Here is a 24,618-nt window from a genome sequence, read left to right on the forward strand (position 1 = left end):
GAGCCTGCCATGTCGGTCGATCCGCAAAAAATTCTCCGCGACCTGTTCGACACAGCCATCGCCGCCGCCCACCCCCGTCAAGTCCTCGAACCCTACCTGCCCGCCGACCGTAGCGGCCGGGTCATCGTCATCGGCGCCGGCAAGGCCGCAGCCGCCATGGCCGAAGTGGTCGAGAAAAGCTGGCAGGGCGAAGTCTCCGGCCTGGTCGTCACCCGTTACGGCCACGGCGCCAACTGCCAGAAGATCGAGGTGGTCGAAGCCGCCCACCCGGTCCCTGACGCCGCCGGCCTGGCCGTGGCCAAGCGCGTGCTGGAGCTGGTCAGCAACCTCAATGAAGACGACCGCGTCATCTTCCTGCTCTCCGGCGGTGGCTCTGCCCTGCTGGCCCTGCCGGCCGAGGGCCTGACCCTGGCCGACAAGCAGCACATCAACAAGGCGCTGCTCAAATCCGGCGCCACCATCGGCGAGATGAACTGCGTGCGCAAGCACCTCTCGGCGATCAAGGGCGGCCGCCTGGCCAAGGCCTGCTGGCCAGCCACGGTCTACACCTATGCTATCTCCGATGTACCCGGCGACCTCGCCACGGTGATCGCTTCCGGCCCCACCGTGGCCGACCCGAGCACCTCGGCCGATGCCTTGGCCATTCTCAAGCGCTACAACATCGAAGCGCCAAAAGCGGTGATCGACTGGCTCAACAACCCAGCCTCGGAAACCGTCAAGGCCGACGACCCGGCTCTCGCCCGCAGCCACTTCCAGCTGATCGCCAAGCCCCAGCAGTCGCTCGAAGCCGCCGCAGTCAAAGCCCGCCAGGCAGGCTTCAGCCCGCTGATCCTCGGCGACCTGGAAGGCGAATCGCGCGAAGTGGCCAAGGTGCATGCCGGCATCGCCCGACAAATCGTGCTGCACGGCCAGCCGCTGAAGGCGCCCTGCGTGATCCTGTCCGGTGGCGAAACCACCGTGACCGTGCGCGGCAATGGCCGTGGCGGGCGCAACGCCGAGTTCCTGCTCAGCCTCACCGAAAGCCTCAAGGGCCTGCCTGGCGTGTACGCCCTGGCGGGTGACACCGACGGCATTGACGGTTCGGAAGAAAACGCCGGCGCCTTCATGACCCCGGCCAGCTACGCCCGCGCCGAAGCCCTGGGCCTGTCGGCCAGCGACGAGCTGGACAACAACAACGGCTATGGCTACTTCGCTGCGCTGGATGCGCTGATCGTCACCGAGCCGACCCGCACCAACGTCAACGACTTCCGCGCCATCCTGATCCTCGAGACTGCCCCATCATGACGCCTGATAAAAAAGTCAAAATCCTCGCCACCCTTGGCCCTGCGATCAACGGCATCGACGACATCCGCCAACTGGTCGAAGCCGGGGTGAACATCTTCCGCCTCAACTTCAGCCACGGCGAACACGCTGACCACGCCCTGCGCTACCAGTGGATCCGCGAAGTCGAGCAGCAGCTGAACTACCCGCTGGGCATCCTCATGGACCTGCAGGGGCCGAAGCTGCGCGTCGGCCGCTTTGCCGAAGGCAAGGTGCAGCTGCAACGCGGGCAGGCCCTGCGCCTGGACCTGGACAAGACCCCGGGTGATAGCCAGCGGGTCAACCTGCCGCACCCGGAAATCATCGCCGCACTGGAGCCCGGCATGGACCTGCTGCTCGACGACGGCAAGCTGCGCCTGCGGGTAACCGCCAAGCACAGCGACGCGATCGACACTGAAGTGCTGAACGGTGGCGAGCTGTCCGACCGCAAGGGCGTCAACGTGCCGCAAGCGGTGCTCGACCTGTCCCCACTCACCGAAAAAGACCGCCGCGACCTGGCCTTTGGCCTGGAGCTGGGCGTGGACTGGGTGGCACTGTCGTTCGTGCAGCGGCCGGAAGACATCGTTGAGGCGCGCCAGCTGATCGGCGACCGCGCCTACCTGATGGCCAAGATCGAGAAGCCCTCGGCAGTCGAACAGTTGCAAGCCATCGCGGAACTTGCAGACGCGATCATGGTGGCCCGTGGCGACCTGGGCGTGGAAGTGCCGGCCGAAAGCGTGCCGCAGATCCAGAAGCGCATCATCGGCACCTGCCGCCAGCTGGGCAAGCCGGTGGTGGTGGCCACGCAGATGCTCGAATCGATGCGCTTCTCGCCAGCGCCAACCCGCGCCGAAGTCACCGACGTGGCCAACGCCGTGGCCGAAGGTGCCGATGCGGTGATGCTGTCGGCCGAGACTGCCTCGGGTGACTACCCGCTTGAAGCCGTGCAGATGATGAGCAAGATCATCCGCCAGGTAGAGAACGGCCCGGACTACCAGGCCCAGCTCGACGTTGGCCGGCCAAAAGCCGAAGCCACCGTGTCGGATGCCATCAGCTGCGCGATCCGCCGTATCAGCGGCATCCTGCCGGTGGCCGTGCTGGTCAACTACAGCGAGTCGGGCGCCTCGACCCTGCGCGCAGCGCGCGAGCGGCCACGGGCACCGATCCTCAACCTGACGCCGAACCTGAACACCGCACGCCGCCTGAGCGTGGCCTGGGGTGTGCACTCGGTGGTCAACGACCGCCTGCGTCAGGTTGATGAAGTGGTGTCGACCGCCCTGGAAATCGCCCAGGCACAAGGCATGGCCAGCCGTGGCGACACGCTGCTGATTACTGCCGGTGTGCCTTTCGGCAAGCCGGGGTCGACTAACACGCTGCGGATCGAGACTTTGATCTGAGATTTTGGGGGCGCTTTGCGCCCCATCGCGACACAAGGCCGCTCAGGGACCGCGATACCTTCAGGCTAACGCGATCTATTTGTAGGAGCGGCCTTGTGTCGCGATCGGAGGGCGTAGCCCTCCCCGAACACCGATCTACCAGACCTGCGGAAAACCGAGGCCCAAAGAGGCCCACCGCTCACATCAACCTCACTGACTGCCCCATGTACACCAAAAATTTCGTCAACCCGTGCCCCGACTGGGCCACGGCGTTACTCAACGGCTTCAGCCAGGTGCTGCTGCTGCGCAACCCCCTGTGCGGCCTGTGCTGCCTGCTGGCCATCCTGCTGACCGCCCCCGGCCTGGTCGGCGGCGCCCTGCTCGGCGCCCTCGCCGGCCTGCTCACTGCCCAGCGCCGCGGCTACGACCGCGCCGACCGCCAGGCCGGGCTTTACTGCTACAACGGCGTACTCATCGGCATCCTGATCAGCGCCGTGCTGCCCTGGTCAGCCATCCTGCCACCACTGATCATCGCCGCCGGTGGCCTGTCCAGCATCATCACCCACCAGTGGCGCAAACGCGGCGGCAAGCTGCTGATCGCCTACACCGCACCGTTCGTGCTGCTGGGTTGGGCCACCCTGCTGATGGCCAGCCCCGTACCCAGCGGCCTCGTCGAAGCCGACCCGCTGTTTGCACTGGCGCGTGGTGTAGGGCAGATCTTCCTGCTCGACCAGCCATTGGCCGGCTTGCTGATCATCGTCGGCATGTTCATCGCCAACCCGTATGCGGCCATGTGGGCCGTGATCGGCTCGGCCATCGGTGGTGGCGTGGCGTTGCTCGCCGATCAGGCCCAAGACGCCTGGCTGGGCCTGTGCGGCTTCAATGCCGCACTGGCGGCATTGGCGTTCAGCCGACAAGGTGAGAAGCCGTGGGTGACGCTATTGGCGATTGCCTTGGCATTGCTGCTGCAACCGCTGTTCAAGCTGTTACCGCTGCCCGGCCTGACCGCACCCTTCGTCGCCGCCTGCTGGCTGATGCATGTAGGCAGCCACCTGGCTCAGCCCAGGCAGCGCAACGCCAGCCGCTTGCACAGCTGAAACGCAGCCCCTAGGCTCAGCCCATCGCAATTCGGATTGAGCCAATGAACAACCCTGCAAGCCTGCGTGAGCGGCTTTACATCATGGTCTTCCAGACCGACACCGTAGCCGGCCGCCGCTTCGACAAGATCCTCCTGCTGATCATCCTCGCCAGCCTGGTCACGGTAATCCTCGACAGCATCGACGAGGTACACCAAGGCTACGCCGGCCTGCTGGCCGGCATCGAATGGGGCTTCACCGCGATCTTCCTTGCCGAGTACATCACCCGCCTGTACTGCTCGCCCAAGCCGCTGCGCTATGCCTTCAGTTTCTACGGCCTGGTCGACTTGCTGGCGATCGTGCCGGGGATCATCGCGTTGTACTACAGCGACGCCCAGTACCTGCTGATCATCCGGGTGATCCGGATGCTGCGGATCTTCCGCGTGCTCAAGCTCAGCCCGTACCTGAAGCAGGCCCATTACCTGATGGAGGCGCTGCGCGGCAGCAAGCAGAAGATCATCGTGTTTCTGGTGACGGTATCCACCCTGGTGACGGTGTTCGGCACGCTGATGTATGTGATTGAAGGCCCGGAGCATGGCTTTACCAGTATCCCCAAGGGCATCTACTGGGCCATCGTTACCCTGACCACCGTGGGCTTTGGCGACATCGTGCCGAAGACGCCGCTGGGGCAGGTGCTGTCGTCGCTGGTGATGATTACCGGTTATTCGATCATTGCAGTGCCGACCGGGATCTTTACCGCAGAGCTGGCCAATGCCATGCGCGGGGAACAGCTGCAGCATGATTGCCCGACCTGCCACAAGAAGACCCATGAGCATGGGGCGGCGTTCTGTTCCCGGTGTGGGAATGGGTTGTTTCCCAAGCTTTGATGTTGCCTGTGCTGGCCTCTTCGCGGGTGAACCCGCTCCTACAATGGCTGGCGATACGCTGGCAATGTAGGAGCGGGTTTACCCGCGAAGAGGCCGGCACTGCCAACGATATAACCAAAGTCATTTTTGTTCTTTAACCCGCACAAACCCACCCGCTATAGTCGCTGGCAATCTGCCCCAACAACCTTCAAGAACAAGGAAGCAACGTGAAAAAACTCTTCACCGCCTCGCTGCTCGCCGCAGGCCTGGCCCTGGGCAACCTCGCCCAGGCCGCCCCTACCCTGCTCAACGTTTCCTACGACGTGATGCGCGACTTCTACAAGGATTACAACCCGGCCTTCCAGAAGCACTGGGAGGCCGAACACAAAGAGAAGGTCAACCTGCAGATGTCCTTCGGCGGCTCGAGCAAGCAGGCGCGGGCGGTGATCGATGGCCTGCCGGCCGATGTCATCACCATGAACATGGCCACCGACATCAACGCCCTGGTCGACAATGGCAAGCTGGTGCCGGACAACTGGGTGACCCGCCTGCCGAACAACAGCGCGCCGTTCACTTCGGCCACTGTGTTCATCGTGCGCAAGGGCAACCCGAAAGCCCTGAAAGACTGGCCCGACCTGCTCAAGGACGGCGTGCAGGTAATCGTGCCCAACCCGAAAACCTCGGGCAACGGCCGCTACACCTACTTGTCGGCGTGGGGTTATGTGCTCAAGCAAGGCGGTGACGAAGCCAAGGCCAAGGACTTTGTCGGCAAGCTGTTCAAGCAGGCCCCGGTGCTGGACACCGGCGGCCGTGCCGCGACCACCACCTTCATGACCAACCAGATCGGCGACGTGCTGGTGACCTTCGAGAACGAAGCCGAAATGATCGCCCGCGAGTTCGGCCGCGACCAGTTCGAAGTGGTCTACCCGAGCGTATCGGCCGAAGCCGAGCCGCCGGTGAGCGTGGTGGACAAGGTGGTGGCCAAGAAAGGCACCCAGGCCGTGGCCGAGGAATACCTGAAGTACCTGTGGTCGCCAGAAGCCCAGGAGATCGCCGCCAACAACTACCTGCGCCCACGTGACGCGACGGTGCTGGCCAAGTACACCGACCGCTTCCCGAAAGTCGACTTCCTGTCGGTGGAGAAGACCTTTGGTGACTGGCGCACCGTGCAGAAGACCCACTTCAATGATGGTGGGGTGTTTGACCAGATCTATACCAATCAATAACCGTGAGGGGCATCTGACCCTAATGCCCGTCAGTTAAGCGGTATGAGCGTCAGGTGCTTGCCTTGAGACCTTTGGTACCTACGCGATCGAGCGCCGAATGGGCGGCGCTCAATCGCACAGGCGCTGCAAATAAGACAAACCTGTTCAGCTTCTTAACTGACTGGCATTTGGCTTCTGGCCCCCTTTTTTTTCGCCCCCTTCCATACCCCTTTCGCTATTCCTGCTAGTCAAGAAACTATTTGAAATAGCACACCCCAACACCAGACCTATAACTTACAAACTAGTAAGAAAATTCTGACATATAGAAACATCTCGTACACACCTGCCTTTCAAGCTACCTTGCCGAGAAAATCACAAAGCGCTAAGGTACCGTCGATAATTTGAAAAGGATCAACCCAATGATAAATGGACGTATCAATTGGTTGATAAAGCCGCTCGGCTATCAGCCAATTACCAAACGATGCCCTTCGTGCGAAGTCAAAAAACTGTTTCTACCCGCCGGCACTTTCAGGGTCAACGCCCGGAAAAAAACTCTTGATATCTGGAACATCTACAAATGCGAGAAGTGCGACTACACATGGAACATTGACATCCACGCCCGCATCAACACCAACAAGCTTGACCCTGAACTTCATCAACGCTTTCTGCATAATGACCTTGATGAAGTTCGTCGTTACGCCTACAACTACAGCTTATTGAAACGCAACCATGCCGAACTCGGCCCGACCCCACGCTATGAGATACAGGGGCCATCACCGTATGCGCTCACTGACACCGAACAGGTGACCATCACCCTTGACTTCGAGCAACCCATTCCTGTACGCCTGATCAATATCCTCACCCGCAAGCTCTGCCTTTCCCGCGGCCAGGTCGCTCGCCTGATCGACGAGGGCGTGTTGCTCGACTTGTCGCCAAGCGACCTCAATCGCAAGTTCAAGCAGAGCATGACGCTGCGCATGAACCTGGCACGCCTCTACCAGCTCGATCCACCGTTCGTGGAAAGCACAGCCAATGTGGAAGTCTCCTGACATCAATGCTTTTTCTAGGAGGAGGACACTGTCATGCTGTTTGCAAAACCCGCCCATCCCGACAAACTCAATCTGCTGTGCTTTCCCTTTCCCGATGCCTCGGCCGCCGTTTTCGAGCAAGCGCCAGAACGCGAGGCTGTCGTCGGCCCCAGGAAAACGGCAGGCAAGGCCCGTGATCGCCACCGCCTGTCGGTGATCTGCAAGCCTTGATCCCTGCGGTTCGGCACGCTCGCCTTCGTCACCGCACAGGTGCCGACTCAACTGCGCGGGGGTCGCAAAGCGCCAGAACAAGGTGGGTTCCAGATCCCTTTCCAGCTGTGTTTCCAAGGCAGCCAGCAGGCCGGTCACGGCGATCGAATCCAGGCCTAGACTACCCAGCCGGGTGTCCTCCTCTACCCGCTCCCCATCACTTGCCGACGCCAGTTGCGTCAGCACCACCGCCAGTAATTGCTGGTATCCAGCACTCATGCAGATGTCCTTTTAGGTTTAGCCATGGCTTCCTGTCATGGCGGTGAGTCGGTCGTGCTCAACCTTCAACCATTGCGATCGGCCGCATGCCCTCGAACAATCGGTGGGCCAATGCCTCGATGGGGAGCACACGGGCCATCTCAGGGGCCACCAGCACGGTAAGGCGCAAGCGTTGCTCGTACAGTTCGGCCTCGAAACTCAATGACAGGTCGGCCACCTGCCGAGGATCGCGCGCGATGTGCAGTTGCTCCGGGGCAAGCCGGTAACCAATCAGGCTGCCGCCCGGCTTGTGCGCCGAGATAAAGTTGAAACCGATGGCAGGCAAGTCAGGCACCGGCGCGCCCGCGACACCGCTGAAATACCGGATCGCGAAGGCGTGTGCCTGCGCCATGGCCTGTTCTACCTCGACACTGACCGACCGCGCGGTTTCTCGCAGGCAGCGTCCGGCCTGAAGCGTCAAGCGCACCGGGAGCGGGAACGACACAGACCCCACCAGCTCGGTGACGGGTGTCTGCCATTGGCCAACGAAATGCGGGCTAACCCACATCAGCAGCGCTACCGAGCCGTGAGCCTGGATTTGGCTCAGCACTTGCAGCCAGCAACCAAGCAGGTAGTCGCTAAAGCTCACCTGCCACTCGGCCGCGCATCGACGCAGCTCATCCACGGCCTCAGGCTCCAACTGCAGGCTGTGCCGCACGAGGGTATGCTCCAGGACCTTGCCAGCCTGTTCCCCTGCCGCCTGGTCGAGTACCCCGACAAGTGCCGGGGCGCCGAGCGCTGGCGACACCTCGGCGGGCAGTGCCCGGTAGCACTGGGCAAGTTCCTGTGCGAAAGCCGGATAACTGTCGCAGGCCTCGTCGTCGAGCGGGCAGCCCTGCATCGAGGCGCGATAGGCCTTGGAAAGGTCCCGCCAGAGTATCCGGCTAGAGATGCCATCGCAGACCAGGTGATGGAAGATAAGCACCAGGCGCTGGTCCTCGGCCTGGTCGGCATCATGCAGGATGTACCTCAGCAAGGGAGGGACCAGGGTCGAGGTCGCGAGCAGTGCGTCGACGCTGGCCTGGGCCTGTGCACCAGGTAACACCCCGGGTGCGGCGGCAACTACCTGTAACGCCTGATCCACGGGAAATGCGTCCACAGCAAGAACGTCCATGCGCCATTCGCCTTCGCTGCGCGTGAAACAGCCGCGAAGTGCCGGATACTTCTTCACGACAAACCGAACGGCCTCACGCAAATGATCAGCATAAAGATGCTCCTGCGGTATCAGCACGTCACCAACATAACGCTGCTCCAGATGCAAGGCCGCACGCTGATCATACAATTGCCCCAATAGTAGGCGCATGCCATCTCTCCAAATTTAAAGCAGCACAAATCCGGGCCTGGAACTATTCAACCGAACAGTTCCGAGCCAAGCATTATTTGACTGAATTAGGAAGAAACTTGCTGTTCGGCAGAAGCTGTCGAATACCTTCGAAAGTTTACAAACACCAACAGTGCGATCACCACCAGCACCCCAACGGTGGCCATCATTACCGATGACACCGCCTGGTCGAACGCCAATCGCGCATTCACCGCGACTTCCTGCCCCAGCGGTGCGGGCATCTGCGCGGCAGCAGCCAGCGCGCTGTCGATCCCGTCCTGCAGGCGTACCGCGTCGGCGGCCTGCTCGGGCACTACCAGGGAGCGGCTGTATACCACCGACATCAGGCTACCCATGAAGGCAATGCCCAACCCCCCTCCCAACTCGTAGGAGATTTCCTCGGCCGACGCGGCCATGCCCGCTCGCTCCGGCGGCGCGCTGACCATGATGGTGGTGGACGCCCCGGTCATGCTCGCCCCTACGCAAGCGCCCATGACGAACAGCAGTAGCAGTTGCAGGGCGACCGAATGGCTGAAACTGTACATGAACAGGCCAATGGCACCGGCGTAGATCAACAGTGCGAGCACCAGGAACCGGTCACAGCGAACCTTGGGCAGCATCCAACCGCTCAACGGACCTGCCACGATCGCACCCACAGAAAGGGGCAGGAAATACAGGCCGGTCTCGAGCGGGGATAGCCCGACCACCAGTTGCAAGCGCTGGCTCAGTACCAGGTTGATGCCCATCAGGCAGCCGGCCGCGGCCAGGCTGGCGATGACCGCAGAGGAGAACGCGGGACTGCGGAAAATCTGCAGGTCGATCAACGGAAAACCGCGCTTGCGCTGCCCGCGCACGAACAACCAGCCGAAGCCCGCGCAGAGGACCAACGCCCCTAGCGCCGCGGCCAGCGAGGGCTCAGGCTTGGCGAACTCCTTGATGAGGTACGCCAGGCTGATGAGCCCCACCATTGCCTGCAGGGAACCAAGCAGGTCCCATGGGCCGGCGTTGGCCTGCGGCATGTTCCTGATCAGGAGCAAGGACAACACCAAGGCCACCAGCACAATGGGCACGTTGATCAGGAATACCGAGCCCCACCAGAAATGCTCGAGCAGCGCCCCCCCTATCAGCGGACCTATCGCTGCACCACCGGAAGCCACGGCCGTCCAGACGCCAATGGCCAAACCGCGCTCACGCTCATCCTCGAAGGTGAGGCTGATGGTCGCCAGCGTGGCCGGCATCATGGCCGCCGCACCGACGCCCAGTGCCCCCCTGGCCAGGATGAGCAGCGCGGAAGATGGCGCGAATGCAGCCAGAAGCGACGCCACTCCGAACAGCACAAGGCCGATCACGAACAAGCGCTGGTGACCGATACGATCACCCAAAGTGCCGGCGCCCAGTAACAGGCCAGCAACTACCAAGGGATACATATTTATGATCCACAGCTTTTCGGAGGTAGATGCCCCGAGCGCATGGGTAAGTGTGGGCAAGGCGATATAAAGGACCGTCATGTCGATCGCAACCAATAGCAAGGCGAAGGACAGAACGACCAACACTAGCCATCGCTGGTAACCATTGAACATTGGCATTCTCCCTGCCTTGATCAAGCCGATCACTGATTGTCGGCACCGCATCTAAATGGAAACCGGATCCTAGTAGGCGCCCAACTACATTGCAAAAACTCAAATATTAAAAATTGTAAAACCATTAATCTTCACGCAACAAAATATAAACAAACAAGTTATATCCGTAAGATAAATCCTACATTAACAGCGTGCCGTTCATCTCGGCTCCTGCAAAGGATGCGCCGACATTTCATCGAACTTTTCCCTGTCCAATCAGATCCTTGAGTAACCAAACCCCGCTCACCCCGGCCCAAGGAGTACTCCAGTGCTGCGCTACCTCTCTACCCTGCTGCTTGGCTGCCTGCTGAGCACCCACCTGTTGGCTGCCGACCCCGCCCCCACCGAAGAACAACCCGCCGAGCCCGAACCGGTGCTGCAAGGCGGCCTGCTGGGCGCCCTGGCCGATGGCCTGGACAGCGCCGCCCAGGAGCTGGACCTGGACGCCCACCTGGTCGACGCCTGGCGCTTGCGCACCGACCGCGCCGCCAAAGAGGTCGAACGCCTGGTCGACCGCCATTCGGCCAGCGACTCGCTGCAACTGGCCGGCAACTTCCTGCTGCTCACCCTCACTTGGGCCGCCGCTTTCGCCGTGCTTACCAGCCTGGGCCGCTGGGTGGCCCGGCGCACGTCAGGCACCCCCTGGCTGCGCGAGCGCAAACGCGCCAGCAGCCTGCTCGGCTACCTGCTGCCCTACACCCTGCCAGCGCTGGCCAGCCTGCCACTGACGTTGTACGTCAGCCGCTTCCTCGACCCGTCGGTGGCCCGCGCACTGGGCCTGAGCCTGGCCTATGCCACCAGCAGCGGCCTGTTCTCGACCTCAATCATCCTCTGCCTGGTCACCCTGTTCGACGCCGGCCATAAGCGCCCGGCCGTCGCCGTAATCAAGCGCCTGGCGCCACGCCCGCTGTTCCTCATCGGTTTTCTCGCGGCCTGGAGCGACGCCCTGACCAGCCCACAGATCGCCCGCCAGCTGGGCGGCAACATCACCGCCAGCGTCGCCGTGATTACCGGGCTTACCGCCACCTTCATCTTCGCCAGCCTGGTCATCCGCTTGCGCCGCCCGGTCGCCCACCTGATCCGCAACCGCGCGTTCAAGGACCGCGTGCAACACCGGGCCGTGCAGGAAACACTGCGGATCTTCTCGGCGCTGTGGTACCTGCCGATCCTGCTGATGATCCTGGTCTCGGCGGTTCACCTGGTCGGCGCCGGTGCAGAAAGCCAGAAGGCCTTGCAGAAAGCTTTGCTGACCACCGTGCTGCTGGTCTCGACCGTGTTCCTCAGCACCTTGCTGCAACACCTGCTGGCCCCGCGTGAGAGCGACCCCGCACAGCGCGTGCGGCCCTACAAGGAACTGCTGCGCAGCCTCGCCCACGCCTTGCTGCGCATTGCCATGGCCGTAGCCTTCATCGAGCTGCTGGGGCGCATCTGGGGCTTCTCGGTGATCGGCTTCGCCCTCAGCAACAGCCTGGGCCAGGCGATCAGCAACTCGCTGTCGAGCATCGGCCTGATCCTGCTGGTCACCTGGCTGTTGTGGGTGGTGCTGGATACCGCCATCCAGGAAGCGCTCAAACCAGCCGTCGGCCGGCGCAGTGCGCGTCAGCCGAGTACCCGCGTGCGGACCATCCTGCCGATGCTGCGCAACGCCATCAAAGTGATCCTGATCGTCATCTGCACCATCACCACCATGGCCAACCTGGGCATCAACGTCGCGCCGCTGCTGGCCGGTGCCGGGGTGATCGGCCTGGCCATCGGTTTCGGTTCGCAGCAACTGGTGCAGGATGTGATTACCGGCTTGTTCATCCTGATCGAGGACACCATCTCGATTGGCGACTGGGTGGTACTCGACTCCGGCCATGCTGGCACCGTCGAAAGCCTGACCATCCGCACCCTGCGCCTGCGTGATGGCAAGGGCTTCGTGCACTCGGTACCGTTTGGCCAGATCAAGGCGGTTACCAACCAGTCACGGCAGTTTGCCTATGCGTTCTTCTCGGTACAGTTCACGTACGACAGTGATGTGGATGCGTCACTCGCGCTGATTCATGAAGTGGGCAAGTCGATCAGCGAAGACCCGCTACTGCGCATCAACCTGCAAGGCCCGCTGCAAGTGTTCGGGGTTGACCGTATGGACTTGAACGGGTTTGTGCTGACGGCGCAGTTCCGCACCATTTCCGGCGGGCAGTATGCGGTGAGCCGGGCGTTCAATGAGCGGCTGAAGAAACGGGTGGACCAGACTGAGAATGTGAGTTTTGCCCAGGTGTATCCGTTGCCGGTGCAGGCCCTTGGGGCTTGATGTTGCCTGTGCCGGCCCTTTCGCGGCTAAAGCCGCTCCTACACAGGGACCTCGCAACATTCGAGCCTGAGGATCCCTGGTAGGAGCGGGTTTACCCGCGAAAGGGCCAGCAATGGCAACATCAAACCTGCCGGAATACCAAGGCCTTGAGCCCCCCCGCCGGGTCCACATCCGGAAACTCCGGCGGGTTCTCCAGCCGCTCGACAAACACCAACGAAGGCGCCTGCTCAGCCATCCCCTCGATCAAAAACTCCGGCCCGATTCCCGGGTCGTTCACACACGCCAGTACCGTCCCACCCGCGCTCAACAACTCCGGCAAACGCCGCAGGATCTTCGCGTAATCCTGAGTCAGCACAAAGCTGCCGCGCTGGAAGGTCGGCGGGTCGATGATGATCAGGTCGTATGGCCCGTACTTGCGCACCTTGCCCCACGACTTGAACAGCTCATGCCCCAGGTAGGCCACCCGCGAAGCATCATGGCCATTCAGGCGATGGTTGTCCCGGCCCCGCGACAGGGCCGACTTGGCCATGTCCAGGTTCACCACCTGCTCGGCGCCGCCGGCAATGGCTGCCACCGAGAACCCGCAGGTGTAGGCAAACAGGTTCAGCACACGCTTGCCCGCCGCCTGCTCACGCACCCAACGGCGGCCATAGCGCATGTCGAGGAACAGGCCGTTGTTCTGCCTCACGCCCAGGTCCAGCAGGTAGGTCAGGCCGTCCTCGACCACTTCGCGTTGCTGGCACGGTTCGCCCAGCAGCCACTGGCCCGGGCTGTCGGGCAGGTAGCGGTGCTGGATGATGATGGCCTGGCCGGCCCACTGCGGGCGCTCGGCCACCCTGCGCAACATGGCTTCCAGCTCGGCCAGCTGGCCCTCGGGCGGTTCGCGGAACAGGGCCACCGACAGCACGCCTTGCAGCCAGTCGACGGTGACCTGCTCCAGGCCCGCCCAGCAGCGGCCGCGGCCGTGGAACAGGCGGCGGGTTTCCTGTGGGGCAGGGTCAAGGGCGGCGAGCAGGTGTTGCTCGAGGGTGGCGATTGGCGAAGTCATGATGGGTCGCAGGCTGGCAAAAGCCGCATTCTACCCGCTGAGGCCGCTTCGCGCCCTATCGCCGGCAAGCCAGCTCCCACAGGGATCGCGCAAGCTTCTGGAAATTGATGCAGGCAGTTGCTCTCACAGGTACTGCACAAGTTTTAGACCTGTGCAATACCTGTGGCTGGCTTGCCGGCGATAGGGCGCGAAGCGGCCTCAATGGCCCTTGATAACTAACGCCTTAGGTCTGAACCACCACCCCTGCTGCATCCCCGCCGCTGCCAGCAGAATCAACCCCACCCCCAGCCACTGCAACGGCGCCAGGCGGTGCCCGAACGCCACCCAGTCCACCAAGATCGCTGCAATCGGATAGATAAACGACAACGCCCCGGTCAACGCCGTCGGCAAACGCTGAATAGCACTATACAGCAGCACATACATCAAGCCGGTATGCACCATGCCCAAGGTCAGCAAACTGGCCAGCGCCGGTACTTCACCCGGCAACCCGCCAAGCTTGACCCACGGCGCCAGCAGCAACACACCGGTGCTCACCTGTATCAACGCAATCAGGTGCGGCGGCGTGCCGCTCAGGCGCTTGATGATCAGCGCCGCAATGGCATACAGCAACGCCGCCCCCAACGCGAAGGCAATGCCTTGCAAATAGTCCTCGCCACCGCCCTGCCCTGCACCATGGGCACTGACGATGGCCAGCATGCCAAGGAACGCCACGCTCAGCCAGGTCACCTTGGCCAGGGTGATCTTCTCACCCAGAAACAGCGCCGCCAACCCCACCAGCATGAACGGCTGCACGTTGTACACCGCCGTGCCGATGGCAATCGACGCCCGCGAGTACGAGGCGAACAACAGCAACCAGTTGCCGACAATGGCCACGCCGCTGGCAATCGCCAACAGGAACGCCGTGCGGCTGATCACACCTGGGCGCAGATAGCCGAAAGCGGCGCAAATCACCAGCAGGGTCAGGGCTCCAAATACGCAGCGCCAGAACACCACCTCCAGCACCGGTTGGCCCGACACCAGCACGAACCACCCGATGGTCCCGGAAATCAGCATGGCAGCCACCATTTCCAGCGAGCCACGGCGCAATGAACTGTCCATCTCACACCTCCCGTTGACGATGGCACTAGTATGCAAAGGCAGCCCGCCCGCCTTCCAGCGGATATCCAAGGCAAATCGACAAGCTTGCCTTTACTATCAAGGCAAATACCCTGAATTGCCTGTTGAGGTAAGCATGACCGACAGCATCGACCAACTGCTGATCAACGCACTGATGGACGACTCGCGCCGCTCGCTAAAGGCGTTGGCGCAAATCAGTGGGTTGTCTGCGCCCAGTGTCAGCGAACGCCTGCGCCGCCTGGAAGAACGCGGCGTGCTGCGCGGCTACACCGTGGAAGTCGACCCGCGCGCCTTTGGCTACCAGTTGCAGGCCATCGTGCGCATTCGCCCGCTGCCGGGGCAGTTGCAAGAAGTGGAGCGACAGATCATTGCCATCCCCGAGTTCACCGAATGCGACAAGGTTACTGGCGAGGACTGCTTCATCGCCCGGCTGCATGTGCGCTCGATGGAACAGCTGGACACCCTGCTCGACCGCATCAATGTGCTGGCCGAGACCAACACCGCCATCATCAAGAAAAGCCCGGTGAAGCGGCGGTTGCCGCCGATGGATTGATGTTCTCCTGGAGCGGCCCTATCGCCGGCAAGCCAGCTCCCACAAAGTGCTCCATCAGTCTCGAAACCTGTGGCGGACCTGTGGGAGCTGGCTTGCCGGCGATAGGGCCGGCACAGGAAAAAGCTGACCATTTTTGTACACAAGAATGTCACCTTAAGTGCCATTTTTGTGTGCACTTTTCAAGGTAACGCCCCAATACGTTACACCCTACTCGCAACTAATTCTGACCAAATGATCAACTAAATAATGATCTTAAAAATTAAACCTGTTCATTTGGTCAACTTATAATTCCCACATTTCATTAAGTTATCTTTCAACAAGATAGAGTCCAGATACCGCCCCGCCGAAAGTTGACTTTTCCTTGGCACAGAAATGGCTTTTGTGTGTTCGTGTTTTGTATACAACCCAAGCAAAACATAAATACACAAGAACCCGCGACGCCGACCCAATGTTGGCCGTCGCGCCCAGAACCCTGTGATGCCAACGCTGCACCGACGAGATGGCGAGCCCGTGCGCATGCCCGCTCATCGCAGTCCATGTGCATCAGGAGCCCGCCGGAATGAGTAGCAGCCTCGACCTTGCCCCTGAACAATCCGTCGCCAGCACCCACCCCGCTTCCAGCCTCGCCGGCCAACAGCCGGAACTTGCCCTGAGCCCGCGCCTGCACAACCGCGACCTCGCGCCAACCCGCAGCGAAGGACGGCGCTGGGGCGGCTATAGCATCTTCGCGTTGTGGACAAACGATGTGCACAATATCGCCAATTATTCGTTCGCCATGGGCTTGTTCGCCCTTGGTCTGGGTGGCTGGCAAATACTCTTGTCGCTGGCCATCGGCGCGGCGCTGGTGTACTTCTTCATGAACCTGTCCGGCTACATGGGGCAGAAAACCGGCGTGCCGTTCCCGGTCATCAGCCGCATCGCCTTCGGCATCCACGGCGCGCAGATCCCGGCGCTGATCCGCGCGGTCATCGCCATCGCCTGGTTCGGCATCCAGACCTACCTGGCCTCGGTGGTGCTGCGCGTGCTGCTCACCGCCGTATGGCCGCAACTGGCCGCCTACGACCACGACAGCATCCTCGGCCTGTCGAGCCTGGGCTGGGTGTGTTTCGTGGCGATCTGGCTGGTACAGCTGGTGATCCTTGCCTACGGCATGGAGATGGTGCGCCGCTACGAAGGCTTCGCCGGCCCGGTGATACTGCTGACTGTCGCGGCGCTGGCAGTGTTCATGTACGTCAAGGCCGATGCGCGCATCGCCTGGTCGGTGGCCGAGCCGCTGAGCGGCTACGAGATGTGGCGCAACATCTTTGCCGGTGGCGCCCTGTGGCTGGCGATCTACGGCACCCTGGTGCTGAACTTCTGTGACTTCGCCCGTTCCTCGCCGTGCCGCAAGACCATCCGCGTCGGCAACTTCTGGGGCCTGCCGGTAAACATCCTGGTGTTCGCGGTGATCACCGTGGTGCTGTGCGGCGCACAGTTCCAGATCAACGGCCAGATCATCGACAGCCCGACGCAGATCGTCGCCGCCATCCCCAGCACACCGTTCCTGGTACTCGGTTGCCTGGCCTTCCTGATCGTCACCGTGGCGGTGAACATCATGGCCAACTTCGTCGCGCCGGCCTTCGTACTCAGCAACCTGGCGCCACGCCACCTGAACTTCCGCCGCGCCGGGCTGATCAGCGCCACCCTGGCGGTGCTGATCATGCCGTGGAACCTGTACAACAGCCCATTGGTGATCGTGTACTTCCTGTCAGGCCTGGGCGCCCTGCTCGGCCCGCTGTACGGGGTGATCATGTCCGACTACTGGCTGCTGCGCAAAGGCTGCATCAACGTGCCCCAGCTGTACAGCGAAGACCCGGCCGGCGCCTACCACTACAGCAAAGGCATCAACCTGCGCGCCGTAGCCGCCTTCGTACCGGCCGCATTGCTGGCCATCATCCTGGCCCTGGTGCCCAACTTCCACAGCGTCGCGCCGTTCTCCTGGCTGATCGGTGCCGGCATCGCCGCCGCTATCTACCTGCTGATCGCACCACGCAATCGCCAATACCACGACGTCAGCGGCGAGTGCATCGCCGTCGACCACAGCAGCCATTAATCAGGGAAGACTGCCCATGCGTATTCTGATCGCCAACGTCAACACCACCGAAGCCATCACTGAAGCCATTGCCGAGCACGCCCGTGTGGTCGCCGCGCCCGGCACTGAAATCATCGGCCTTACCCCGTGGTTCGGCGCCGAGTCGGTAGAAGGCAACTTCGAAAGCTACCTGGCCGCCATTGCGGTGATGGACCGCGTGTTGGCCTACGATGGCCCCTATGACGCCGTGATCCAGGCCGGTTACGGCGAGCACGGCCGCGAGGGCTTGCAGGAACTGCTCAATGTCCCGGTGGTGGACATTACCGATGCCGCCGCCAGCACGGCCATGTACTTGGGCCATGCCTACTCGGTGGTGACCACCCTGGACCGGACTGTGCCGCTGATCGAGGACCGCCTGAAACTGTCGGGCCTGTATGACCGCTGCGCCTCGGTGCGGGCCAGCGGGCTGGCGGTACTGGAACTGGAAGCCGACCCGCAGCGGGCCGTGGAGGCGATTGTCGAGCAGGCCGTACGCGCCGTGCGTGACGACAAGGCCGAAGTGATCTGCCTGGGTTGCGGTGGCATGGCCGGGCTGGACGAGCAAATTCGCCAGCGCACAGGGGTGCCGGTGGTGGATGGGGTGAGTGCGGCGGTGACCATTGCCGAATCGCTGGTGCGCATGGGGTTGAGTACTTCCAAGGTGCGTACCTATGCAACGCCGCGGGTGAAGAAGGTGGTGGGGTGGCCGATGCGGTTAGGTCGATAGCCTTCTCTTTGCCTGCACCGGCCCTATCGCCGGCAAGCCAGCTCCCACAGGAATGGCAGAATCTTCAAGACCTGTGCTGGACCTGTGCAGGCTGTGTGAAAACCTCCCGACCGATGTAGCTGTTCAAAAACATCCTAAAAATCGCGCTCTTACGCAAAATCTGGGTCTGCTGAGCAGCCAACTCTTTTCAGATTTCACGTACGAGCGCGATCATCGAAAAGTGACGGGGGTTTTCACACAGCCTGTGTGGGAGCTGGCTTGCCGGCGATAGGGCCGGTACGGTCAACCCAACATCCTGGCCAACCGCTGCGCACTGCCGCAAGCCAGAGTGAACCCCAAAGCCCCATGCCCCAGGTTCAGCCACACATTGCGATACACCGTGCCACCTATGATCGGCACCCCGGTCGGGGTCGCCGGCCGCATCCCCGCCCACTCCACCGCCTGGCCATAATCCGCTGCCTTCGGCAACGTCTCCAGCGCCAGCCGCCGCATGCTTTGCAACCTGCGCCGCTCCACCGACTCGTCGAAACCGACAATATCCACCATCGCCGCCACCCGCAGTTGCTGGCCCAGGCGGGCGTAGACGATCTTGCGCTCATAGTCGGTAAGGCTCACCTCCGGCGCACAGTGACCGGCAGCGATCGGCGCCGTCAGGCTATAGCCTTTCAAGGGGTAGACCGGAATCTGCAAACCCGGCAACGCCAGCCCCGGGCCGCGGTGCCCGGCGCACAGTACCAACTGCTGCACGGCCCACTGCTCCTCGCCCACTTGTAGCGCTACGACTTGGTCCTGGCGCGTAACCAGCTTCGTCACTGTCCGGCCAAGCACAAAACGGCACTGGCCCGAAGCGCGTAACAGCGCCTCCAGACGCTGGCAAAACAAGTGGCAATCACCGACCTCTTCGTCTGGCGTGTACACGCCACCCACGAACGGTGCGCCATCCAGTGCAGGTTCCAGTGCCCGCAGCTCGGCTGCCGTGAGCACTCGCTGGCCAGCTGGATCAGTTAATTGCGCTCGACCATGGGCAAAAGCCTTCTCGCTGCGGTAGGCCACCAGCTTGCCATTGCGCCGCCAGCCAAAATCACCCAGGTTCTGCTGTTCGCGCCATTGCGCCAGCACGCGTTGGCTGTACAACGCCAACTCCAGCAGTTGCCCGGCATTGCGCCGATTGACGCTGCGTCGGCACGCCAGGGTAAACGCCAGCAACCAACGCCACTGCGCCGGGTCCAGGCGCAAACGCAGGCGCAGCGGCGATTCACCTTGCAGCAACCAGCCCAGTGCCTGCCACTGCACCCCGGCATCGGCCAGCGGCGCCACGTAGCGATAGGACAACTGCCCGCCGTTGGCGAAGCTGGTGGCCGAGGCCAGGCTGTCGCGGGCCTCGATCAGGTCGACGCAATACCCCTCATGAACCAGCGCGTAGGCCGTCGCCAGCCCCACCACGCCACCACCGATTACCGTTACCTGCTGTGTCATCGCTCATCCCTGTTCCAGCGCCCTGCCTGAACAGTAACAGCGGATCAGGTCGGGCAGCTATGCGCACCGTCGTTCAGGCCCTGGCGCACGTTACGGCTGAGCAGGCTGGCCTTGCCGTCATGCCAGGTCAGGGTCAGTACGTAGAGGGTATCGAAGTCATCGCCGCTCCAGTCTTCGGTGATCACCCGGTCTTCGCCCAACGCCTTGCCGGCCACGGTGTTGATCAGCTCCGGCAGGTAGCCATGGGACCAGGCGGTATACACGGTCGCGTTGCGGTACTTGTCGCTGAGCAACTCATCGGCCAGTTCGTCGGTGTCATTGGCACCGTAGTCGATGTTCACCGGCAAGCCGAGGCGGATGGCACTGGGGGTGATGGTCATCAAGGGGCGAATGTAGCTGTAGCTTTCGTCCTTGCTGCCTTCCTCGACATGCCGCGAGGGGTTGGCGGCAAACACGTAATCGGCCTTGCCGAAGCGCTCGGGCAGCAGCGTGGCGAGGTCCAGCGCCCGGTTGAGGCCCTGGCAGTTCAACTGGCCCAGGCCCTCGCCCGGCTTCTCGGCATGGCGCAGGAATACCAGCGTCTGAGTACCGTCCACCGGTTGCGCGCGGCTTTCGACAGCCTCCAGCGCCAGCGGTACGGCGACGGCTGTAAGCACCAGGCTCAGCAGCAAGTGACGGCGACGGCGGAAGAATGTTGGCAACTTCATCAAAACAGGCTCGTGTGGCAGAGAAATCGGGTTACCCGCCACATCGCCCCGGCATTGCGGGGCGCCATCAGTAGTGAATGCCATCCTTGGCAACGCGTGAGGGTCAGAGTGCCCTGAACCCGTTTGGTTCCTCCCTGCAGGTGGATGCCGTTCCCTAGGCAAGGCCTAGATTAGGGGATGGGTGTTGCACAAATGTGTAGGGTGCAAGAACCTGGGGTTTCAGGATGGTGCAGGAGATGTACGGCTGAAGGGTAGCGTTGTTGCCGAGAACGAGCGCCGCCCGCGCGGCGCTTCGCGAGCAAGCTCGCTCTTACATTTGTTTCGGGCCAGTATCGCCAGCACCAACGCGCGCGACCGCCTTGTTTGCCCCACGCAATATCGAGGTGAACGCCAAGGGGCCGCGCGCGTCTGCCTCAGGAATAACTGGCCCGAAACAAATGTAGGAGCGAGCTTGCTCGCGAAGCGCCGCGCGGGCGGCGCTCGATTTCGGCTTCACATCAAATGTCCCGCCTGGGCGCTTATTCCTTGCGCAAGCGGGAATACGCTGCCGCAAACGCAGCCTTCAGTTCCGAGCGGGTCTTTCGGGGATTGGTCACTACATTCGTCAGTTCACGCGGTAACGAAATTTCCATTCGTGCGCCCGATGCCACCAGCAACGCGTTTGCTTCACGAACCACGCGTGATGAAAAGTGCGATTTCATGGATTGGCTACCCTTGCTGTTTCGAAGAGTCTGCAAGGTTAGCCGACCCGGACCACCACCTCAATCAGGCCGCAGTCGACAGCGTGTGTAGTCCTTTTCCTCAATCATCCCGCGTCAGCACTTCCAGCAACTCGATCTCGAAGGTCAGGTCCGAATTAGGCGGAATCGCCCCCACGCTGCGCTCGCCATAGCCCAGGTGCGCCGGTACCAGCAGCTTGCGCTTGCCGCCCACGCGCATGCCCATCAGGCCTTGGTCCCAACCTTTGATCACCCGGCCGGTGCCGACTACGCACTGGAACGGCTTGCCGCGCGACCAGGACGAATCGAACTCGCTGCCATCGGCCAGCCAGCCGGTATACTGGGTAGTGATCAGGGCGCCTTTGACGGCGGCTTTGCCATCACCCTCTACCAGTTCGATGATCTGCAGTTCTCGGCTCACGGGCATACTCCAACGCTTGAAAACAAAGCCGCCCTTTTCTCAGGAATGCACTGGTTTGGCAAGCTCGCGTGGCGTTTCGTGCCGGGGCATCGACCACATCCCCCTACTGCCCGCTGTTCTGCTCGAACACTTCCTGGCCGGTCAGTTCCTTGGTCTGGTTGGCGAAGCAGTACCAGGCGGGTTTCTCTTCGACGAAAATCTGCATGTTGAAATCCCAGTCCTGGTCGCCGTCGAGCAGGCCGACCGGTATGGCATGGAAGTCATTGGCCTTGAGCCGGTAATAAAGGTGCGTGCCGCACTGGCCGCAAAAAGCGCGCTGTGCCCAGTCGGACGAGTCATAGACGCTGGGCGCACGCCCCTCGATCAGCGGCGGCTTGCTGCAATCAACCACCAGCAGTGGGCCGCCGGTCCACTTGCGGCACATGCGGCAATGGCAGGCGCTGATGTGGGTGTTGTCGACGGTGACGGTGAGCCGGGTAGCGCCGCACAGGCAGGTGCCGTGTTTTTCCAGGGCCATGGCTGGCTCCTTGAACGGGGGTTGGGCCAGCAATTATAGATGCGCGCTTTTCTGTAGGAGCGGCCTTGTGTCGCGATGGGCTGCAAAGCAGCCCCAGGGTTTATGCATTAACGCGAATATCGCAGGGCCGCGTTGCGGCCCGATCGCGACGCAAGGCCGCTCCTACAAGGACAGCGTTGGCCTGTCAGATGTAGACCGTACCGCGCAGGTACAACGCCGCCCGCCCGCTGATGATCACCCGACCATTGCCCGGTACTTCACACTGCAACTGCCCTTTGCGCGCCCCGCCCTGCTCACAGCTGAGCACGTTCTTGCCCAAGCGCTCGGCCCACACCGGCGCCAGCGAGGTGTGCGCCGAACCGGTCACCGGGTCTTCGTTCACGCCTACCCGTGGGCCGAACCAGCGGGTGACGAAATCAAAGCCACGCCCTGCTGCAGTCACGGCAATGCCGCGCACATCAAAGGCCGCCAGTGCAACGAAGTCTGGCTTAAGTGTGTCGAGCAGCAAGGCATCGTCAATCACCACCACGTAATCGTCACTGCGGTACAGTGCCTGCGCCTGGCTCAGGCCCAGCGCCTGCAACAGGCCCGCCGGGATATCTTGGGCGACGGGCTGTTTGGCCGGGAAATCCATGGCCAGCAGGCCATCGGCGCTACGGCTGACGCGCAGCTCGCCGCTGCGGGTATTGAAGCGCAGCACCTGCGCCTGCTCCCCCAGTTGCTCGAACAGTACATAGGCCGAGGCCAGGGTGGCGTGGCCACACAGGTCGACTTCCACGGTCGGGGTAAACCAGCGCAGGTCGAAGGTCTCGCCATTGCGCACGAAGTAGGCGGTTTCCGACAGGTTGTTTTCTTCGGCGATGCGCTGCAGTACATCGTCCGGCAGCCAGCTTTGCAGCGGGATCACCGCCGCCGGGTTGCCACCGAACGGCTCAGCGGAAAACGCATCGACCTGGAAGATTTCGAGTTGCATGCACACGCTCCTTGTTGCCTGGGCGCTGCCAGGCAGATGTCTGAATAGGGTTACGGGCGTACCGGGGTGAGTACCGGCTCACCGGCAAAGAACGCCTGCAGGTTGCGCAGCACCAGGGCCACCGTGTCGCGCGCCGCCTCAGGCGACTGGCCGGCCACATGGGGCGTTAGCACGGTATTGGCCAAGGCTTTCAGCGCATCGGGCACTGCCGGCTCGTCGTCGAACACATCCAGCGCGGCGCCGGCCAGTTGGCCACGTTGCAGTGCGCCAACCAGGGCCTGGGTGTCGACCACGCTGGCCCGGGCGATATTCACCAGGTAGCCCTCGGCGCCCAGCGACTCCAGCACCCGGGCATCGACCAGATGCTGGGTGTTGGCACCACCCGGGGTGGCTACGACCAGGATATCCACGGCATCGGCCAGCTGTTGCGGGCTGTCGTACCAGGTGTAGGGCACATCCTGGCGGGGCGTGCGGCTGTGGTAGCTGATGGGCATGTCGAAGCCGAGGTGGGCGCGTTTGGCGATGGCCAGGCCTACTGCGCCCAGGCCGAGAATGCCCAGGCGCTTGCCACTTACCGAAGGGCTGATCACCCGGTTCCACTCGCCGCGTCGGGTGCTGGCATCTGCGCGGGGGATGTCGCGCAGCAGGGCCAGCAGCAGGGCCAGGGTGTGGTCGGCAACGGCAGCAGCATTGGCCCCCGCGCCGTTGGTAACGGTGATGCCGCGTGCGGCGGCGGCCGCCAGGTCGACTTGCTCGTAGCCCGCGCCGATTACGCAGATGATCTGCAGGTTGGGCAATGCGTTGATTTCGGCGGCGGACAGGCCCAGCGGGCCACGGGTAAGCACCGCGTCGATTTCGTTGGCGTGGCGGTGGATGGCATTGGCCCGCTGTTGCGGTGATGGGGCCCGGATGAGGCGGTAACCGGCCTGTTCGAGCATGGGCAGGTAATCATCGACGGTTTCCACCAGTACCAGGACTGTCTTGTGCATGCCACCTCCATATTTGAAGGGGTATTATGCGGATTTACCGTGCAGTACAGTCAATCGGTATTTGCGGGTAAAACTGTACTGTATTGGTGTAATACGCCGGGAGATTGTGTGAGGGCTTCGGGGTGCTCGCCGCTGGACATGCGGCGCCCGGCCGATCGAGCGCCGCGCGGGCGGCGCTCGATCTCGCAAACCATACAAAACTCACGACGAACGCGCTGATAGCTCTCTACTGCGCGAACGCCCGCCCCAGCCCACCCGGCACCCCACTGCTGTCCGTCTCCTGCCAAGGCCCATTCGGGCTCAGCGACCAGCTCCAGCCGTTATCGAACCGGTAATAGGTCCGCTGCCGGTAAAAAGTGTTGGGCTGCTTCTCAAGGACATATACACCCAGTTTCGGGTCCCAGTGGCTCGCCCCGCCAGGCGGCGGTGCAAAGCTCGCCGAGGTCCGCGGCATGGGCTTGGGAACCGCCGCTGGCTTGCTCGGCTGGGTAGAAGGCTGCCCGCCCGGCAAGGGCTTGACCACCGGGCCCTGCGGCGGCACCCGCTCTATCGGTGGCTCGGGCTGCTCATACGGCTGCTGCACCGTACACGCGGACAAACCCAGGGCCAGGGTGATCAGGGTCAGGCGGACAGTGCTGTGCATGGCATTGC

The 24,618-nt window shown here is 62.4% G+C and carries 23 protein-coding genes and 1 pseudogene; 11 read left to right on the forward strand and 13 right to left on the reverse strand.

What is annotated here, in order from left to right; translation table 11 throughout:
• Positions 1-9: 9 nt before the first annotated feature.
• The 7 genes from ACI2KG_RS09350 (at position 10) to ACI2KG_RS09380 (ending at position 7,081) form a co-directional block, all read left to right on the forward strand.
• Positions 10-1,284, forward strand: coding sequence for a glycerate kinase (locus tag ACI2KG_RS09350; protein WP_404661671.1), 1,275 nt, complete (start codon positions 10-12; stop codon positions 1,282-1,284).
• Positions 1,281-2,696, forward strand: coding sequence for a pyruvate kinase (gene pyk, locus ACI2KG_RS09355; protein WP_201202117.1), 1,416 nt, complete (start codon positions 1,281-1,283; stop codon positions 2,694-2,696). The genes ACI2KG_RS09350 and pyk overlap by 4 nt, the downstream gene beginning before the upstream one ends.
• 203 nt (positions 2,697-2,899) lie before the next feature.
• The gene (locus ACI2KG_RS09360) at positions 2,900-3,772 is read left to right on the forward strand and encodes an urea transporter (protein ID WP_404661672.1); all 873 of its coding nucleotides are present in this window, start codon (positions 2,900-2,902) and stop codon (positions 3,770-3,772) included.
• Positions 3,773-3,816: 44 nt separating this feature from the next.
• Positions 3,817-4,638 (forward strand): ion transporter, encoded by an 822-nt coding sequence (locus ACI2KG_RS09365; protein WP_400613939.1) that lies wholly within the window; start codon positions 3,817-3,819, stop codon positions 4,636-4,638.
• A gap of 206 nt (positions 4,639-4,844) precedes the next feature.
• Positions 4,845-5,843 (forward strand): sulfate ABC transporter substrate-binding protein, encoded by a 999-nt coding sequence (locus ACI2KG_RS09370; protein ID WP_404661673.1) that lies wholly within the window; start codon positions 4,845-4,847, stop codon positions 5,841-5,843.
• A 398-nt stretch (positions 5,844-6,241) separates the two neighbouring features.
• Positions 6,242-6,871, forward strand: coding sequence for a DUF1062 domain-containing protein (locus tag ACI2KG_RS09375; protein WP_404661674.1), 630 nt, complete (start codon positions 6,242-6,244; stop codon positions 6,869-6,871).
• A gap of 33 nt (positions 6,872-6,904) precedes the next feature.
• On the forward strand, positions 6,905-7,081 hold the full coding sequence (locus ACI2KG_RS09380) for a hypothetical protein (RefSeq protein WP_404661739.1): 177 nt from the start codon (positions 6,905-6,907) through the stop codon (positions 7,079-7,081).
• On the opposite strand, the pseudogene ACI2KG_RS09385 reads toward ACI2KG_RS09380, so the two are convergent.
• The 3 genes and pseudogenes from ACI2KG_RS09385 to ACI2KG_RS09395 all read right to left on the reverse strand — a co-directional run.
• Positions 6,995-7,339, reverse strand: a pseudogene (locus ACI2KG_RS09385) (phosphopantetheine-binding protein); the annotation flags it as partial. The gene ACI2KG_RS09380 and the pseudogene ACI2KG_RS09385 sit on opposite strands and share 87 nt — an antisense overlap.
• 58 nt (positions 7,340-7,397) lie before the next feature.
• The gene (locus ACI2KG_RS09390) at positions 7,398-8,639 is read right to left on the reverse strand and encodes a condensation domain-containing protein (RefSeq protein ID WP_404661675.1); all 1,242 of its coding nucleotides are present in this window, start codon (positions 8,637-8,639) and stop codon (positions 7,398-7,400) included.
• Positions 8,640-8,767: 128 nt separating this feature from the next.
• Positions 8,768-10,279, reverse strand: a complete 1,512-nt coding sequence (locus ACI2KG_RS09395) for an MFS transporter (protein ID WP_404661676.1) — start codon at positions 10,277-10,279, stop codon at positions 8,768-8,770.
• 307 nt (positions 10,280-10,586) lie between these two features.
• On the opposite strand from ACI2KG_RS09395, the gene ACI2KG_RS09400 reads away from it, so the two are divergent.
• Positions 10,587-12,611 (forward strand): mechanosensitive ion channel family protein, encoded by a 2,025-nt coding sequence (locus tag ACI2KG_RS09400; protein WP_404661677.1) that lies wholly within the window; start codon positions 10,587-10,589, stop codon positions 12,609-12,611.
• Positions 12,612-12,732: 121 nt separating this feature from the next.
• Here ACI2KG_RS09400 and ACI2KG_RS09405 read toward each other — a convergent pair whose 3' ends face one another.
• Both ACI2KG_RS09405 and ACI2KG_RS09410 read right to left on the reverse strand, forming a co-directional pair.
• Positions 12,733-13,659, reverse strand: a complete 927-nt coding sequence (locus ACI2KG_RS09405) for a class I SAM-dependent methyltransferase (RefSeq protein ID WP_400613904.1) — start codon at positions 13,657-13,659, stop codon at positions 12,733-12,735.
• A 198-nt stretch (positions 13,660-13,857) separates the two neighbouring features.
• The gene (locus ACI2KG_RS09410; RefSeq protein ID WP_404661678.1) at positions 13,858-14,757 is read right to left on the reverse strand and encodes a DMT family transporter; all 900 of its coding nucleotides are present in this window, start codon (positions 14,755-14,757) and stop codon (positions 13,858-13,860) included.
• 133 nt (positions 14,758-14,890) lie between these two features.
• Between ACI2KG_RS09410 and ACI2KG_RS09415 the strand changes: the two genes are divergently transcribed.
• The 3 genes from ACI2KG_RS09415 to ACI2KG_RS09425 all read left to right on the forward strand — a co-directional run bounded on the left by ACI2KG_RS09415 (position 14,891) and on the right by ACI2KG_RS09425 (position 18,165).
• Positions 14,891-15,328 (forward strand): Lrp/AsnC family transcriptional regulator, encoded by a 438-nt coding sequence (locus ACI2KG_RS09415; protein WP_404661679.1) that lies wholly within the window; start codon positions 14,891-14,893, stop codon positions 15,326-15,328.
• 559 nt (positions 15,329-15,887) lie between these two features.
• Entirely contained in the window at positions 15,888-17,420 is a 1,533-nt protein-coding gene (locus ACI2KG_RS09420; protein WP_404661680.1) for an NCS1 family nucleobase:cation symporter-1, read from the forward strand.
• Between the two features lie 16 nt (positions 17,421-17,436).
• Positions 17,437-18,165 (forward strand): aspartate/glutamate racemase family protein, encoded by a 729-nt coding sequence (locus ACI2KG_RS09425; protein ID WP_404661681.1) that lies wholly within the window; start codon positions 17,437-17,439, stop codon positions 18,163-18,165.
• 282 nt (positions 18,166-18,447) lie between these two features.
• Here ACI2KG_RS09425 and ACI2KG_RS09430 read toward each other — a convergent pair whose 3' ends face one another.
• The 8 genes from ACI2KG_RS09430 to ACI2KG_RS09465 form a co-directional block, all read right to left on the reverse strand.
• A complete protein-coding gene (locus ACI2KG_RS09430; RefSeq protein ID WP_404661682.1) occupies positions 18,448-19,641 on the reverse strand; it encodes a D-amino acid dehydrogenase in 1,194 nt (397 codons plus the stop codon).
• A 44-nt stretch (positions 19,642-19,685) separates the two neighbouring features.
• Entirely contained in the window at positions 19,686-20,348 is a 663-nt protein-coding gene (locus ACI2KG_RS09435; RefSeq protein WP_400613892.1) for a histidine phosphatase family protein, read from the reverse strand.
• A gap of 518 nt (positions 20,349-20,866) precedes the next feature.
• Positions 20,867-21,049 (reverse strand): hypothetical protein, encoded by a 183-nt coding sequence (locus ACI2KG_RS09440; protein ID WP_400613888.1) that lies wholly within the window; start codon positions 21,047-21,049, stop codon positions 20,867-20,869.
• 100 nt (positions 21,050-21,149) lie between these two features.
• On the reverse strand, positions 21,150-21,488 hold the full coding sequence (locus ACI2KG_RS09445; protein WP_404661683.1) for an FKBP-type peptidyl-prolyl cis-trans isomerase: 339 nt from the start codon (positions 21,486-21,488) through the stop codon (positions 21,150-21,152).
• Positions 21,489-21,591: 103 nt separating this feature from the next.
• The gene (locus tag ACI2KG_RS09450; protein ID WP_400613884.1) at positions 21,592-22,005 is read right to left on the reverse strand and encodes a GFA family protein; all 414 of its coding nucleotides are present in this window, start codon (positions 22,003-22,005) and stop codon (positions 21,592-21,594) included.
• Between the two features lie 184 nt (positions 22,006-22,189).
• Entirely contained in the window at positions 22,190-22,978 is a 789-nt protein-coding gene (locus ACI2KG_RS09455; RefSeq protein ID WP_404661684.1) for a PhzF family phenazine biosynthesis protein, read from the reverse strand.
• 50 nt (positions 22,979-23,028) lie between these two features.
• Positions 23,029-23,967: a 2-hydroxyacid dehydrogenase gene (locus ACI2KG_RS09460; RefSeq protein ID WP_404661685.1), complete on the reverse strand. Its 939-nt coding sequence runs from the start codon at positions 23,965-23,967 to the stop codon at positions 23,029-23,031.
• A gap of 226 nt (positions 23,968-24,193) precedes the next feature.
• Positions 24,194-24,610, reverse strand: a complete 417-nt coding sequence (locus tag ACI2KG_RS09465) for a hypothetical protein (RefSeq protein ID WP_404661686.1) — start codon at positions 24,608-24,610, stop codon at positions 24,194-24,196.
• Positions 24,611-24,618: the final 8 nt, after the last annotated feature.

Origin of the sequence: Pseudomonas sp. NPDC089407, assembly GCF_044900445.1 — a bacterium.
Lineage (GTDB): Bacteria > Pseudomonadota > Gammaproteobacteria > Pseudomonadales > Pseudomonadaceae > Aquipseudomonas.

Bases quoted from the DNA above. Each gene is read 5' to 3' on its own strand.
- ACI2KG_RS09405 (WP_400613904.1), bottom strand. From the start codon at position 13,659: ATGACTTCGCCAATCGCCACCCTCGAGCAACACCTGCTCGCCGCCCTT.
- ACI2KG_RS09435 (WP_400613892.1), bottom strand. From the start codon at position 20,348: ATGAAGTTGCCAACATTCTTCCGCCGTCGCCGTCACTTGCTGCTGAGC.
- ACI2KG_RS09350 (WP_404661671.1), top strand. From the start codon at position 10: ATGTCGGTCGATCCGCAAAAAATTCTCCGCGACCTGTTCGACACAGCC.
- ACI2KG_RS09430 (WP_404661682.1), bottom strand. From the start codon at position 19,641: ATGACACAGCAGGTAACGGTAATCGGTGGTGGCGTGGTGGGGCTGGCG.
- ACI2KG_RS09465 (WP_404661686.1), bottom strand. From the start codon at position 24,610: ATGCACAGCACTGTCCGCCTGACCCTGATCACCCTGGCCCTGGGTTTG.
- pyk (WP_201202117.1), top strand. From the start codon at position 1,281: ATGACGCCTGATAAAAAAGTCAAAATCCTCGCCACCCTTGGCCCTGCG.
- ACI2KG_RS09460 (WP_404661685.1), bottom strand. From the start codon at position 23,967: ATGCACAAGACAGTCCTGGTACTGGTGGAAACCGTCGATGATTACCTG.
- ACI2KG_RS09450 (WP_400613884.1), bottom strand. From the start codon at position 22,005: ATGGCCCTGGAAAAACACGGCACCTGCCTGTGCGGCGCTACCCGGCTC.
- ACI2KG_RS09410 (WP_404661678.1), bottom strand. From the start codon at position 14,757: ATGGACAGTTCATTGCGCCGTGGCTCGCTGGAAATGGTGGCTGCCATG.
- ACI2KG_RS09415 (WP_404661679.1), top strand. From the start codon at position 14,891: ATGACCGACAGCATCGACCAACTGCTGATCAACGCACTGATGGACGAC.
- ACI2KG_RS09375 (WP_404661674.1), top strand. From the start codon at position 6,242: ATGATAAATGGACGTATCAATTGGTTGATAAAGCCGCTCGGCTATCAG.
- ACI2KG_RS09455 (WP_404661684.1), bottom strand. From the start codon at position 22,978: ATGCAACTCGAAATCTTCCAGGTCGATGCGTTTTCCGCTGAGCCGTTC.
- ACI2KG_RS09440 (WP_400613888.1), bottom strand. From the start codon at position 21,049: ATGAAATCGCACTTTTCATCACGCGTGGTTCGTGAAGCAAACGCGTTG.
- ACI2KG_RS09360 (WP_404661672.1), top strand. From the start codon at position 2,900: ATGTACACCAAAAATTTCGTCAACCCGTGCCCCGACTGGGCCACGGCG.
- ACI2KG_RS09380 (WP_404661739.1), top strand. From the start codon at position 6,905: ATGCTGTTTGCAAAACCCGCCCATCCCGACAAACTCAATCTGCTGTGC.
- ACI2KG_RS09365 (WP_400613939.1), top strand. From the start codon at position 3,817: ATGAACAACCCTGCAAGCCTGCGTGAGCGGCTTTACATCATGGTCTTC.
- ACI2KG_RS09425 (WP_404661681.1), top strand. From the start codon at position 17,437: ATGCGTATTCTGATCGCCAACGTCAACACCACCGAAGCCATCACTGAA.
- ACI2KG_RS09395 (WP_404661676.1), bottom strand. From the start codon at position 10,279: ATGTTCAATGGTTACCAGCGATGGCTAGTGTTGGTCGTTCTGTCCTTC.
- ACI2KG_RS09420 (WP_404661680.1), top strand. From the start codon at position 15,888: ATGAGTAGCAGCCTCGACCTTGCCCCTGAACAATCCGTCGCCAGCACC.